Source organism: Rhodococcus sp. ACS1 (assembly GCF_002300155.1).
Taxonomy (GTDB): domain Bacteria; phylum Actinomycetota; class Actinomycetes; order Mycobacteriales; family Mycobacteriaceae; genus Rhodococcus_F; species Rhodococcus_F koreensis.
Map to the genome: position 1 here is coordinate 1,020,370 of NZ_NSDZ01000001.1, position 12,866 is coordinate 1,033,235.

Annotated in this window: 13 protein-coding genes; 6 read left to right on the forward strand and 7 right to left on the reverse strand. The window is 66.4% G+C overall.

Features of this window, described 5'->3' with window-relative positions:
• Positions 1-60: 60 nt before the first annotated feature.
• Entirely contained in the window at positions 61-1,851 is a 1,791-nt protein-coding gene (gene ctaD, locus CJ179_RS04880; protein ID WP_083395559.1) for a cytochrome c oxidase subunit I, read from the reverse strand.
• A 312-nt stretch (positions 1,852-2,163) separates the two neighbouring features.
• On the opposite strand from ctaD, the gene CJ179_RS04885 reads away from it, so the two are divergent.
• The 3 genes from CJ179_RS04885 to CJ179_RS04895 are packed head-to-tail and all read left to right on the forward strand — an operon-like array spanning position 2,164 to position 4,753.
• Positions 2,164-3,168: an ABC transporter substrate-binding protein gene (locus tag CJ179_RS04885; protein WP_095860806.1), complete on the forward strand. Its 1,005-nt coding sequence runs from the start codon at positions 2,164-2,166 to the stop codon at positions 3,166-3,168.
• A 35-nt stretch (positions 3,169-3,203) separates the two neighbouring features.
• A complete protein-coding gene (locus CJ179_RS04890) occupies positions 3,204-4,271 on the forward strand; it encodes an iron-siderophore ABC transporter substrate-binding protein (RefSeq protein ID WP_095860807.1) in 1,068 nt (355 codons plus the stop codon).
• 8 nt (positions 4,272-4,279) lie between these two features.
• Positions 4,280-4,753, forward strand: a complete 474-nt coding sequence (locus CJ179_RS04895) for an NUDIX domain-containing protein (protein WP_095860808.1) — start codon at positions 4,280-4,282, stop codon at positions 4,751-4,753.
• Between the two features lie 74 nt (positions 4,754-4,827).
• Here CJ179_RS04895 and nrdF read toward each other — a convergent pair whose 3' ends face one another.
• The 4 genes from nrdF to CJ179_RS04915 all read right to left on the reverse strand — a co-directional run bounded on the left by nrdF (position 4,828) and on the right by CJ179_RS04915 (position 8,810).
• On the reverse strand, positions 4,828-5,793 hold the full coding sequence (gene nrdF / locus CJ179_RS04900) for a class 1b ribonucleoside-diphosphate reductase subunit beta (protein WP_015890191.1): 966 nt from the start codon (positions 5,791-5,793) through the stop codon (positions 4,828-4,830).
• A gap of 77 nt (positions 5,794-5,870) precedes the next feature.
• Positions 5,871-8,054: a class 1b ribonucleoside-diphosphate reductase subunit alpha gene (gene nrdE, locus CJ179_RS04905; RefSeq protein ID WP_373560123.1), complete on the reverse strand. Its 2,184-nt coding sequence runs from the start codon at positions 8,052-8,054 to the stop codon at positions 5,871-5,873.
• Positions 8,012-8,488: a class Ib ribonucleoside-diphosphate reductase assembly flavoprotein NrdI gene (nrdI, locus tag CJ179_RS04910; protein ID WP_072937712.1), complete on the reverse strand. Its 477-nt coding sequence runs from the start codon at positions 8,486-8,488 to the stop codon at positions 8,012-8,014. Before nrdI ends, nrdE begins: the two co-directional genes overlap by 43 nt.
• A gap of 88 nt (positions 8,489-8,576) precedes the next feature.
• Positions 8,577-8,810: a redoxin NrdH gene (locus tag CJ179_RS04915; RefSeq protein WP_005240286.1), complete on the reverse strand. Its 234-nt coding sequence runs from the start codon at positions 8,808-8,810 to the stop codon at positions 8,577-8,579.
• A 571-nt stretch (positions 8,811-9,381) separates the two neighbouring features.
• Between CJ179_RS04915 and CJ179_RS04920 the strand changes: the two genes are divergently transcribed.
• Positions 9,382-10,215 (forward strand): siderophore-interacting protein, encoded by an 834-nt coding sequence (locus CJ179_RS04920; RefSeq protein WP_095860809.1) that lies wholly within the window; start codon positions 9,382-9,384, stop codon positions 10,213-10,215.
• A 27-nt stretch (positions 10,216-10,242) separates the two neighbouring features.
• Here CJ179_RS04920 and CJ179_RS04925 read toward each other — a convergent pair whose 3' ends face one another.
• Positions 10,243-10,806 carry an NAD(P)H-dependent oxidoreductase gene (locus tag CJ179_RS04925; protein WP_072937710.1) on the reverse strand — a complete coding sequence of 188 codons (564 nt, stop codon included), beginning with the start codon at positions 10,804-10,806 and terminating at the stop codon, positions 10,243-10,245.
• A gap of 101 nt (positions 10,807-10,907) precedes the next feature.
• Between CJ179_RS04925 and CJ179_RS04930 the strand changes: the two genes are divergently transcribed.
• Both CJ179_RS04930 and CJ179_RS04935 read left to right on the forward strand, forming a co-directional pair.
• Positions 10,908-11,507, forward strand: coding sequence for a TetR/AcrR family transcriptional regulator (locus CJ179_RS04930; protein WP_095860810.1), 600 nt, complete (start codon positions 10,908-10,910; stop codon positions 11,505-11,507).
• A gap of 34 nt (positions 11,508-11,541) precedes the next feature.
• Positions 11,542-12,312, forward strand: a complete 771-nt coding sequence (locus tag CJ179_RS04935; protein WP_072937708.1) for an META domain-containing protein — start codon at positions 11,542-11,544, stop codon at positions 12,310-12,312.
• On the opposite strand, the gene CJ179_RS04940 is transcribed toward CJ179_RS04935, so the two are convergent.
• A complete protein-coding gene (locus CJ179_RS04940; protein WP_072937707.1) occupies positions 12,309-12,860 on the reverse strand; it encodes a nucleosidase in 552 nt (183 codons plus the stop codon). The genes CJ179_RS04935 and CJ179_RS04940 overlap by 4 nt on opposite strands.
• Between the last annotated feature and the right edge of the window lie 6 nt (positions 12,861-12,866).

The window sequence follows — 12,866 nt, forward strand, 5'->3', positions numbered from 1 at the left end:
ATTGTGCCAAGTCAAAGGCCCCGCCCGTTGCTGGGGCGGGGCCTTTCTCAAACTGATGTGTCAGCGGCCGGTGTCGGTGCCGGGGTCGCCTTCGTCGCCGATGGTCAGCGGCTCGTGGCGTTCCTTCTCGAGCACGGTGCTGGCGTGCTTGCCACCGTGGCCCGGTCCGACGTGCGCCTCGGCCTTCATCCGCTCGACCATGTGCGGGTAGTGCAGCTCGAACGCGGGGCGCTCGGAGCGGATGCGCGGCAGCTCGGTGAAGTTGTGCCGCGGCGGCGGGCAGCTGGTGGCCCACTCGAGGGAGTTGCCGTAACCCCACGGGTCGTCGACAGTGACGACCTCGCCGTATCGGTAGCTCTTGAAGACGTTCCAGATGAACGGCAGCGTCGAGGCACCGAGGACGAACGCGAAGATCGTCGAGAACGAGTTGAGGAACGTGAAGCCGTCCGAGGGCAGGTAGTCGGCGTAGCGACGGGGCATGCCTTCGTTACCCAGCCAGTGCTGGACGAGGAACGTGCCGTGGAAGCCGATGAACGTGGTCCAGAAGTGCCACTTGCCGAGACGCTCGTCCATCATGCGACCGGTCATCTTCGGGAACCAGAAGTAGATGCCCGCGTAGGTGGCGAACACGACGGTGCCGAAGACCACGTAGTGGAAGTGGGCGACCACGAAGTAGGTGTCCGTGACGTGGAAGTCCAGCGGCGGGCTCGCGAGGATGACGCCCGACAGACCACCGAAGAGGAACGTGATGAGGAAGCCGATCGAGAACAGCATCGGCGACTCGAACGTCAACTGGCCCTTCCACATGGTGCCGATCCAGTTGAAGATCTTCACACCCGTCGGGACGGCGATCAGGAACGTCATGAACGAGAAGTACGGGAGCAGCACGGCGCCGGTGGCGTACATGTGGTGAGCCCACACCGCGATGGAGAGCGCGGCGATCGCCAGCGTCGCGTAGACCAGGCCGCTGTAACCGAACACGGGCTTACGGCTGAAGACGGGGAAGATCTCCGAGACGATGCCGAAGAACGGCAGCGCGATGATGTACACCTCGGGGTGACCGAAGAACCAGAACAGGTGCTGCCACAGCAGCACACCACCCGTGGCCGGGTCGAAGATGTGGCCACCGAGGTGACGGTCGACGAACAGACCCATGAACGCGGCGGTCAGCAGCGGGAACGCCAGCAGAATCAGGATGCTGGTGATGAAGATGTTCCACGTGAAGATCGGCATCCGGAACATCGTCATGCCGGGGGCACGCAGGCAGATGACGGTGGTGATCATGTTGACACCACCGAGGATGGTGCCGAGGCCGGCGACCGCGAGGCCCATGACCCAGAGGTCGGCGCCGACGCCCGGGGAGTGCAGCGCACTCGTCAGGGGCGTGTAGGCGGTCCAGCCGAAGTCGGCGGCACCACCGGGGGTGATGAAGCCCGCGGTCGTGATGATCGCGCCGAACACGTACAGCCAGTAGCTGAACGCGTTGAGTCGCGGGAACGCCACGTCGGGGGCGCCGATCTGCAGCGGCAGGATGTAGTTGGCGAACCCGAACACGATCGGCGTCGCGTACAGCAGCAGCATGATCGTGCCGTGCATCGTGAACAGCTGGTTGAACTGCTCGTTCGACAAGAACTGCATACCGGGCACAGCGAGCTCGGCGCGCATCATCAGGGCCATGAGACCACCGATGAGGAAGAACGCGATCGAGGTCGTCAAGTACATGATTCCGAGCACCTTGGGGTCGGTGGTCGTAATCATTTTGAAGATGAACGAGCCCTTGGGTCCCTGCCGCGGCGGGTAAGGCCTGGCTGCAGCTATCGCGGGGACTGGCTGGGGCGCTACGGCAGTCACTGATCCTCCTGAATGCGCGTCCGACCCCGGGCTGCGAGGCGAACGGTCTCTGGCTTGCGCTCATCGAATCGTAGACCGTGCCCTCTGCGGCCTCCGACTGGGTCCTACCCACTGTCGTACTTACCCGGACTCAGAGCAAACCGGGGCGCGGGCGACCTGCGGTTTGTTCCACCGGGGAGCACCGGGGAGTGCTCACTGTCACGCAGTCCGGCGTGTCGCGTGGGGACGGTCGAGGCGGTCCCGCGGAGGCTCCGGCACGCCGGAACCGGGCTGTTAAGGTTTCGCTCACCTAACTTCTATCAGGAGCTCCATGTGAACGTTCTCTCCCGCCGCCGGGTAGTCGCCGGCGCGGTCGCGCTGGCCGCGGCAGCCACCCTCTCGATCACGTCCTGCTCCAGCAGCGACGACTCCGCCGCCGCCGGCACCACGTCGTCGCCCGGGCAGTTCCCCCGCACCGTCGACCACTTCCGCGGCAGCACCGAGATCCCGGCCGCACCGCAGCGCATCGTGGCACTCGACAACAGCTTCACCGACGCCGTCCTCCTCCTCGAGGCGCCCCTGGTCGGGTACGTCGACTACCGCGAGCCCGGCCTGCCCGACTACCTCGGCACCACCCGCGACGAGTACGCGGCGGACGCGAAGTCGGTGGGCAAGGTCAGCAGCGCGAGCCTCGAGCAGATCGCCGCGCTGCAACCCGACCTGATCATCTCCGCCGAGGTGCGCGACGGAAAGAACTACGAGCAACTGTCGGCGATCGCGCCGACCATCTTCACCGAGACGACCGGGCCCACGTGGAAGGACAACATCCGGCTCGTCGGAAAGGCGCTCGGCAAGGAAGAACTCGCGGAGCAGAAGATCGGTTCCTACGAGGAGCGGGCCGCCTCGGTCGGCGCGGAGATCAACGGCACGGCGTCGAATCCGGTGATCTCGGTCGTCCGGTTCGCGGGCGAGCCGACGGCACGCCTCTACCGCACCACCTCGTTCAGCGGGATCGTTCTCGCGGACGCCGGGCTGGCACGCCCGCAGAGCCAGGGCCCCGATCCGGCCGACCCGGACAACATCATGCAGGCCGTCAGCCCCGAACTGATCAGTGAGGCGGAGGCCGACGTCATCTTCATCAGCACCTGGCAGGACCCGGCAGGCAAGAGCGCCGAAGCGGCGAAGCCGTTCCTGGAGAGCCCGCTGTGGCAGACGCTGAAGGGACGCAAGGTCGACGTCGACGACGCCCGCTGGATGACGCCGGTCAGCGTCCAGGGCGCGCACCTGATCCTCGACGACCTGTCGGACACGTTCGGGGTGGACAAGCACAGCGGCTAACCTGAACGCGCCCGCACACACAGGAAGTCGCCGAATTGTCCCCTCGTAGGTTTTCCGCCCGCCGCGCGTCCACCGGTCTGGTCGCTGCCGTCGCCGCGCTCGCGCTGGCCGGCTGCTCTCAACCGTCCGACGACGATCCCGCAGCGTCCATCGTCCGGACCACCACGCAGATCGCCGGAGCCGGCGTGGTCGGCATCGAGCGGGACACCACGACGGCCTGCGCCGAGCGGGCCCCGGTCGACGCCGCACTCGCGGCCGGCTCGACGCACCGGGTGGTCCACACGAAGGGCGAGAGCGACGTCCCGTCCGATCCGCAGCGGATCGTGGTCCTCGACAGCGCCGCGCTGGACGCGGTGTGCGCCCTCGGCCTGTGGGAGAACGTGGTCGGCGCGGCAACCCTCGACGGCGAGTCGCCGCAGCCCGGCTACCTCGGCACCGGCGTCTCCGAGATTCCGAGCGTCGGATCCGTGGACGCCCCGGACGTGAACAGGATCGCGCAGGCGGACCCGGACCTGATCCTCGGATCGAGTCCGGCGTCCGACCAGCTGTACGGCACGCTCTCCCCCATCGCGCCCACCGTGTTCGTCGGCTCCGACCCCGTGTACTGGAAAGCACAGTTCCTCCTCGCCGGCAACGCGATGGGCCGGGCCGACGCAGCGACCGCGGCACTCGAGCAGTACCAGCAGGGCGCGAAGCAACTCGGCATCGACATCGATGCCGCGCAGACACAGGCGTCCGTCGTGCGTTTCGACGCCGACAGCATGGAGGTCGAGGGCCCGGCCACGTTCGCGGGCCAGGTCCTCACCGACGCCGGGGTGCGGCGGCCCGCCTATCAGAACCTCGACGGCGCCGTCACCGAACCGATCTCCGAAGCCGACATCGACCAGGCCGAGGGCGACCTCATCTACGCCGTCCTGGACGGCAAGGACGGCACCGCGCACGCGGAGGACGTCATGTCCGGGGAGGCCTGGGAAGACCTCGAGGCCGCCCGCGACAAACGGGTCTTCGCCGTCGAGGGTGACGTGTGGGGCGGAAACGGCGTCGTCGCCGCGCGCGCAATGCTCACCGACCTGCGGAACACGCTGAACGGCTACGTCGGCTAGGAGGCTCGATGCCCGTGCCCGAGTTCGTCGCCGCCCTGCGCGGCCACGTCGGCACCGCACCGCTGTGGCTGTCCGGGGTGAGCGTCGTGGTGCGCGACGACGACGGACGGGTGCTGCTGACCCGGCGCGTCGACAACGGCAAGTGGGCGGTCGTGTCCGGCATCCTCGAACCCGGGGAGGAACCGGGACCGGCCGCGCTCCGGGAGATCCGCGAGGAAACCGGCGTGGACGCCGAACTGGTCCGGATCACGAGCGTCGACGTCACCGACCCGGTCACCTACCCCAACGGCGACGTCGCGCAGTATCTCGACGTGTGCTTCCTCGCCCGGTACGTCGGCGGCGAGGCCGCCGTGTCGGACGACGAGAACCACGACGTGGCCTGGTTCTCCCCCGACTCGCTGCCGGACGACCTCACCCCGTCGTCGCGGCTGCGCCTCGACAAGGCAGTGCAGGACGTCCCCGAGGCGTGGTTCCGCCGCTGAACGCAATTCGCCCGATGCCGCACCGGTGCAGCAGAACCGAACCGGTGTGACATCGGGCGACGCGAAAGTTCGTTCTAGAAATCCCAGTCTTCGTCTTCGGTGTTGACGGCCTTGCCGATGACGTAGGAGCTGCCCGAGCCGGAGAAGAAGTCGTGGTTCTCGTCGGCGTTGGGCGAGAGTGCCGACAGGATTGCCGGGTTGACGTCTGTCTCGTCCTTCGGGAACAGACCCTCGTAGCCGAGGTTCATCAGCGCCTTGTTGGCGTTGTACCGCAGGAACTTCTTGACGTCCTCGGTGAGGCCCACCTCGTCGTAGAGGTCCTGGGTGTAGTCGACCTCGTTGTCGTAGAGCTCGAAGAGCAACTCGAACGTGTAGTTCTTGAGGTCGTCGCGCTCGGCCTCGGTGAGCTGCTCGAGACCCTTCTGGTACTTGTAGCCGATGTAGTACCCGTGCACGGCCTCGTCACGGATGATGAGGCGGATGAGGTCGGCGGTGTTGGTGAGCTTCGCCCGCGACGACCAGTACATCGGCAGGTAGAAGCCGGAGTAGAACAGGAAGCTCTCGAGCAGGGTGGACGCCACCTTGCGCTTGAGCGGTTCGTCGCCCTGGTAGTAGTCCATGACGATCTCGGCCTTGCGCTGCAGGTTCGGGTTCTCCTCGGACCAGCGGAAGGCGTCGTCGATGTCGCGGGTGGAGCACAGCGTCGAGAAGATCGAGCTGTAGCTCTTCGCGTGCACCGACTCCATGAACGCGATGTTGGTGTACACCGCCTCTTCGTGCGGCGTGATGGCGTCGGGGATGAGGCTGACGGCTCCCACGGTGCCCTGAATGGTGTCGAGGAGCGTCAGCCCCGTGAACACCCGCATCGTGAGCTGCTTCTCCTGCGCCGTGAGCGTGCCCCACGACGGGATGTCGTTGGACACCGGCACCTTTTCGGGCAGCCAGAAGTTGCCGACGAGACGGTCCCACACCTCGGCGTCCTTCTCGTCCTGGACGCGGTTCCAGTTGATCGCGGATACGCGACTCACCAGCTTGACCATTGATTCCTCACTTCGTTCGGCTGTGAGTACTTGTTAACCGCCGGCGGTTAACAAGTACTCACGGGCGGCGGAGCCGCCTACAGCATGCAGGAAACGCAACCTTCGACCTCAGTCCCCTCCAACGCGAGCTGACGCAGCCGGATGTAGTACAGCGTCTTGATGCCCTTGCGCCACGCGTAGATCTGCGCCTTGTTGATGTCGCGGGTGGTGGCGGTGTCCTTGAAGAACAGCGTCAGCGACAGCCCCTGGTCGACGTGCTGCGTCGCGGCGGCGTAGGTGTCGATGATCTTCTCGTACCCGATCTCGTAGGCATCCTGGTAGTACTCCAGGTTGTCGTTGGTCAGGTAGGGCGCCGGGTAGTAGACGCGGCCGATCTTGCCTTCCTTGCGGATCTCGATCTTCGACGCCACCGGGTGGATGGAGCTGGTGGAGTTGTTGATGTAGGAGATCGATCCGGTCGGCGGCACCGCCTGCAGGTTCTGGTTGTAGATGCCGTGCTGCTGCACGGAAGCCTTCAGCTCACGCCAGTCGTTCTGGGTCGGGATGTGCAGGCCCGCATCGGCGAACAGCTGCCGCACCCGCTCGGTCTGCGGCTCCCAGGCCCGGTCGGTGTACTTGTCGAAGAACTCACCCGAGGCGTACTTGGACTCCGGGAAGCCGGCGAAGTACGTGCCGCGCTCCTTGGCGATCTCGTTGGACGCCCGGATCGCGTGGAACACCACGGTGTAGAAGTAGATGTTCGTGAAATCGATGCCCTCGTCGGAGCCGTAGTAGATCCGCTCGCGTGCCAGGTATCCGTGCAGGTTCATCTGCCCGAGACCGATGGCGTGTCCCTCGTCGTTCGCCTTCTTGATCGACGGGACCGAGTCGATGGAAGTCTGATCGGCGACGGCGGTCAACGCGCGGATCGAGGTGTCGATGGTCTGCGCGAAGTCCGGCGAGTCCATCGTCTTGGCGATGTTGAGCGAACCCAGGTTGCAGGAGATGTCCTTGCCGATATGACTGTAGGACAGGTCGTCGTTGAACTCCGACGGCGTGGAGACCTGGAGGATCTCCGAGCACAGGTTGGAGTGGGTGACCTTGCCCGCGATCGGGTTGGCACGGTTCACGGTATCCTCGTACATGATGTACGGGTACCCGGACTCGAACTGCAGCTCGGCCACGGTCTGGAAGAACTCACGCGCCTTGATCTTCGACTTGCGGATCCGCTTGTCGTCGACCATCTCGTAGTACTTCTCGGTGACGTTGATGTCCGCGAAGGGCACTCCGTAGATGCGCTCGACGTCGTACGGCGAGAAGAGGTACATGTCCTCGTTCTTCTTCGCCAGCTCGAAGGTGATGTCCGGGATGACCACACCGAGCGAGAGGGTCTTGATGCGGATCTTCTCGTCCGCGTTCTCCCGCTTGGTGTCGAGGAAGCGGTAGATGTCCGGGTGGTGGGCGTGCAGGTACACCGCGCCGGCGCCCTGACGCGCGCCGAGCTGGTTGGCGTACGAGAAGGAGTCCTCGAGCAGCTTCATGATCGGAATGACGCCCGAGCTCTGGTTCTCGATCTTCTTGATCGGGGCGCCGTGCTCGCGAACATTGCTGAGCAGCAACGCGACTCCGCCGCCGCGCTTGGACAGCTGCAGGGCGGAGTTGATGGAGCGGCCGATCGACTCCATGTTGTCCTCGATGCGGAGCAGGAAGCAGGACACGGGTTCGCCGCGCTGCTTCTTGCCCGAGTTGAGGAACGTGGGGGTGGCGGGCTGAAAGCGGCCGGCGATGATCTCGTCGACCAGCTTGGTGGCCAGATCCTCGTCGCCGGCGGCCAGCGTCAGGGCGACCATGCAGACACGGTCCTCGAATCGCTCGAGGTACCGCTTGCCGTCGAACGTCTTCAGCGTGTACGAGGTGTAGTACTTGAACGCGCCCAGGAACGTCGGGAAGCGGAACTTCTTCGAGTAGGCGTGCTCGATCAGCGACTTCACGAACGCGCGCGAGTACTGGTCGAGGACCTCGGGCTCGTAGTAGTTCTCCTCCACGAGGTAGTCGAGCTTCTCGTCGAGGTTGTGGAAGAAGACGGTGTTCTGGTTGACGTGCTGCAGGAAGTACTGCCGGGCCGCCGCGACGTCCTTGTCGAACTGGATCTCGCCGTTGGGCCCGTACAGGTTGAGCATCGCGTTGAGTGCGTGGTAATCGAGACCGTTCGTCGAGTCTCCACCGCGCGCGTCGCGCTCTACGCTCCCCGCGTCGATGGTGTCTGTGATGGTCGGCGCCACTTCTCGTGCTCCTCGTCGTCTAAGTGATCCCAGAATTCACCCAGACCGGCCCTGACCCGCTCGACGTCCTCGGCTGTGCCCATGAGTTCGAAGCGGTAGAGGTAGGGAACGTGGCATTTCTGAGAAATGATGTTTCCTGCAAAGCAATAGGATTCACCGAAATTGGTGTTTCCCGCCGCGATCACTGCTCGGATCAGCGACCTGTTGTGTGTGTTGTTGAGAAACCGGATGACCGGCTTCGGGACGTAGCTGGTGTCGCGGCCCATGGCCGTCGTCCCCCCGCCGTAGGTCGGGAGGATCAGCACGTAGGGTTCGTGCACCTCGAAGGTGCCCTCGCGGTCATGAATGGGTATGCGCGTCGCAGGCAGCCCGAGCCGCTGGACGAATCGGTGTGTGTTCTCCGAGGCGCTGGAGAAGTACACCAGCGATGTCATCGGTTTCCACCATCTGGACTAGTACTACCGTTTACTGCCGCCCGGGAATCGGTTCGTTCTCCGCCTCGGGCGGTGCGATCGCTTCGCTTCAAGCAGCGTTTGCCGAGAGGGTCTTGATGCGGTCGGGGCGGAAGCCCGACCAGTGCTCGTCACCGGCCACGATCACAGGCGCCTGCAGGTATCCCAGTGCCATGACGTAGTCCCGGGCTTCGGGGTCTTCGGTGATGTCGACGACGGAGTATTCGATACCCGCCTTGTCGAGGGCCCGGTAGGTGGCATTGCACTGAACGCAAGCGGGCTTGGTGTAGACGGTGATGCTCATGAAGTCCCTCTTTCCACTGCCGAATGGAGCTGACGAAGTGTGTGTTCAGCGCACTGAGACTTCCCCGGATCGAGATGGCGGTGACCCCCGATGGAGATGCTCACCGAGTCGGTTCTCGTTGTGGTCTCTCAGTGCTCAAGACACTACACCTAGTGGCCGACAGAAACACTTAACCCGAGATGTTGTGAGTCACATTGATGAAATTCCCTGGTCGTCATCCCTCGGACCATAAATTTCGTGCTCGCTCCGGCGTGTCGCACATCACATTTTCCGCGTGACGCGGAACACCCCTCGCATCGCGCTCGTGCACTGGAGGCTTCGGGAGCTTACGTCACCTCCGAGGACACGCCCGCATCGGCGGCGCGGGCTCCCGCACAGCGCCGTCCGGACCGGCCGGACACCACTTCCGCCGAACGATGCCGGTCCTTCCGGGACCCGGCCCCGCCGCACCCCACACCCCCTCTCCCTCCTGCCGCGGCCGGGCGCACCGGGCGTCGTACCCGGCCACCGCTCCCACGCTTGCCGGCCGGTAACTGCAGGCCCCGACTCCCCCTCCCGGTACCGTGAGCGAATGTCCGACGACCCCCTGGACGACCTCGTCTGGTCGGCGCCCGTAGCGCGCACGAGGCGCGTGACGCCGAACATGCAGCGGATCACCCTCGCGGGCGGCGATCTGGGTCGATTCGAATCCAGCGGGACGCCCGACGAGCGCCTGCTCCTCGCGTTCCCGCCGGACGGCGCGGAGAAGCGCAGTTACACCGTGCGCCGCTGGGACCGGGACGCCTTGGAGATGGACATCGACTTCGCCGTCCATGCGGGCGGGACCGCGGCGCACTGGGCCGCGAGCGCGCGCCCCGGCGAGATGCTCGGGTTCTCCACCGCCTCGGGGTGGTACGCGCCGCCCGCCGACGCCGAATGGCAGCTTCTCGTCGCCGACATGACGGCACTGCCCGCCGTCGGACGGATCCTGGAGGAACTACCCGGTTCGGCGCGGGTGCACGTGATCGCGGAGGTCACCACCCCGGCGGACCGGCAGCAGTTCACGACAGACGCCGCGCTGACCGTGACATGGCTGGACGGAAGCGGCAACGGAGCCGCGGACAGCCTGCTGGCCGAAGCGGCCCGCGACCGGCCGCTTCCGGATTCGCCGGGATACGTGTGGTTCGCGGGCGAGGCGAAGGTGTCGCGGATGGTGCGACGCTGGTTGCGCCACGACCTGGGCTGGCCCGCGGACCGCTACGACGTCATCGGCTATTGGCGCGACAACAAAGAGGAGTGGGTCGCGCGGTACGAGACGGTGCGCGAACAGATAGAAGCCGCCAGGGACTATGCCCTGGCGGCCGGTGAAGACTTCGACGCGGTGCGGGACGCCGTCGACGCGGCCCTGGATCGGACCGGGCTGTAACGACGACGGCGTTCCGCGTACGGATCGTCAGGCGTCGACGAGTTCCTTCGTGGCGTCGACCAGGCTGGCGACGACGCCCGCGACCTGCTGCGCGACCTCGGCGTTCTCGCGCGGGTGCCGGTCACCGAACTTGTCGATGGTGCCGCCGATGGCGAGGGTGACGTCTTCGAGGACCTTGCCGCCTGCGATGCGGACGGCCTTGCGGGTGTCCTCGTGCGCCCACTGCGCGCCGTTGCCGCTGGGCGAGGCGCTGATGACGGCGACGGGCTTGTCCTTGACGGCGCCGGTGCCGTACGGCCGGGAGATCCAGTCGATGGCGTTCTTGAGGACGGCCGGGATGGTGCCGTTGTACTCGGGCGTGAGCAGCAGGAGGGCGTCGGCGCGGCCTGCGGCGTCGCGCAGCGCCTCGACGGCGGGGATGGAACCGGCGACGTCGATGTCCTCGTTGTAGAAGGGGACCTCACCGAGTCCGTCGAACACGATCACCTCGGCACCCTCGGGTGCCACGGCGACCGCGGTCTCGGCGAGCTGACGGTTGACCGAGGCGGCGCGGAGGCTGCCGACGAGAACGAGAACGTTGGTCTGTGACATGTCAATAATCCTTCGATGGTGCGTAGGGCGACTCGTGAACATGTATAGCAACTAAACGGACCGCGGTCCACTTATGTTCCCGTCGCGGTAGGATGCGGAGTGTGACCAGCCCCCTCCTGCCCCAGATCGGGGTCGATCCCCCGGAACGCGGAGACGCCGCACGTAACCGGCGTCTTCTGCTCGATGCGGCCGCGCTGCTGGTCGCCCAGCGTGGTGTCGACGCCGTCACGATGGACGCCGTCGCCTGCAAGGCCGGTGTGGGCAAGGGCACAGTGTTCCGCCGGTTCGGCAGCCGGTCGGGACTCATGCACGCACTCCTCGACCACACCGAACGAGAACTCCAGCAGTCCTTCATGTTCGGTCCGCCGCCCCTCGGGCCTGGCGCCGACCCGATCGACCGGCTGATCGCCTTCGGGCACGCCCGCATCGCGATCGTCGAAGTGCAGGGCGAGGTCCAGCGCGCGGCCGAGAACTCTCTCGAGTTCCGTTTCGCCGCTCCCGCGCGGGCGGTGTCCGTGCGCCATGTCGTCTCACTCCTCCGCGCGGCCGGCGTGCAAGGCGATCACGAACTGCTCGCCTGTTCGCTGCTCGCCCCCCTGGAGGCCACACTCGTACTGCACGAACTGCGCGACCTCGGAATGTCCGTCGAACGGCTCGGCGACGCCTGGGAGGACCTGATCCGGCGCGTTACCCGATGTTGATCCCGGATCCGGACATTTTGTCTAACCTCGGGGAATGCGCACCACCGCCGCCGTTCTCGGCCTCCTGACGTTCGCCTCGCTCACCGCCTGCGGCGGGGATGCGCAGCCCGAGGCCCCCGACCCGACCGGCCGCACGTTCGTCTCCACCTCCGTCGAGGGCGACCCCATTCCCGGCGGTGGGCCGCTCGTGCTCGGGTTCACCGACCCCGGGCGGCTGTCCGTCGACGCCGGATGCAATCAGGGCAGCGCCGACGTCGACCTGTCCGACGGGAAGATCGTGACGGGACCGCTCGCCATGACGCTGATGGCGTGCCCCGGCGAGGCGGCAGGCGCCGACGCCTGGGTGGCGGCCCTGCTGGACGCGCAACCGAACTGGACCCTCGGCGGCGACACGCTCACCCTCACCACGCCCACCGCTTCGGTGACGCTCACGGACGAGAAGGTCGCCCGGCCGGACCGGCCCGTCGTCGGGACCACGTGGACGGTGACCGCGCTGATCAGCCCGGACGCCGTCACCACGACAGCGGCGCTGGAGCGGACCGCACCGCAGTTGCTGATCGCAGCCGACGGTTCGGCGTCCGGTTTCACCGGCTGCAACCGGATGACCGGGACCGCGGACGTGCAGCAGAGTTCGATCACGTTCGGGTCGTGGGCCACCACCCGGATGGCGTGTCCGCCGGACGAGACGGAGGTGGAGCGCGCCGTCCTCGCGGCACTGACCGGGGAGACGGGATACAGCGTCCATTCGGATTCGATGCGCGTGGTCAACGCGGACGGCACCGGGCTGGAACTACGCGCGAGCTAGAGAGCGGTGAGCCAGCGCCCGAGTTCGCGGGCGCTCGCATCGATCCGGGCGGGCCAGTCCAGTGCCGAGTCGTCCGCCGTGTCGCTGACGTGCTTGACGAGCCGGCACCGGGCGCCGGCGCGGGCGCTGGCATACGCGACGGCGAAACCCTCCATGTCGACGAGGTCGGCTCTGCGGGCGAGTTCGTCGCGCACGCCGGCGTCGGACACGAACAGATCTCCGGTCGCGAGCACGGACCCGTCGCCGTCGGGCAGGGCCAGAAGATCGCCCACGTCGTGCCCGAGCGCCCGGATGGCGTCGCCGCTGATGTCGTGATTCAGGACGGTCGACGGCGTGAACAGCCCGCTGTGATGCTCGTGGAGCGCCCCCGCGGTGCCGATGTTGACGACGAGCGGTTTGCCGGTTCGCGGGTAGTCGGCGAGCGCGGACGCCACGGCCACGGCGGCGCTCACCTTGCCGATCCCGGTGATCAGGACCTCGAACTCGGACGGGACGTGCACCGCCTCCGCCTTGGTCGCGCTGACCACCAGAACGTCCGATCTACTCATGCGCGG

Bases quoted from the DNA above. Each gene is read 5' to 3' on its own strand.
- CJ179_RS04895 (WP_095860808.1), top strand. From the start codon at position 4,280: ATGCCCGTGCCCGAGTTCGTCGCCGCCCTGCGCGGCCACGTCGGCACC.
- nrdF (WP_015890191.1), bottom strand. From the start codon at position 5,793: ATGGTCAAGCTGGTGAGTCGCGTATCCGCGATCAACTGGAACCGCGTC.
- nrdI (WP_072937712.1), bottom strand. From the start codon at position 8,488: ATGACATCGCTGGTGTACTTCTCCAGCGCCTCGGAGAACACACACCGA.
- CJ179_RS04915 (WP_005240286.1), bottom strand. From the start codon at position 8,810: ATGAGCATCACCGTCTACACCAAGCCCGCTTGCGTTCAGTGCAATGCC.
- CJ179_RS04920 (WP_095860809.1), top strand. From the start codon at position 9,382: ATGTCCGACGACCCCCTGGACGACCTCGTCTGGTCGGCGCCCGTAGCG.
- CJ179_RS04925 (WP_072937710.1), bottom strand. From the start codon at position 10,806: ATGTCACAGACCAACGTTCTCGTTCTCGTCGGCAGCCTCCGCGCCGCC.
- CJ179_RS04935 (WP_072937708.1), top strand. From the start codon at position 11,542: ATGCGCACCACCGCCGCCGTTCTCGGCCTCCTGACGTTCGCCTCGCTC.
- CJ179_RS04940 (WP_072937707.1), bottom strand. From the start codon at position 12,860: ATGAGTAGATCGGACGTTCTGGTGGTCAGCGCGACCAAGGCGGAGGCG.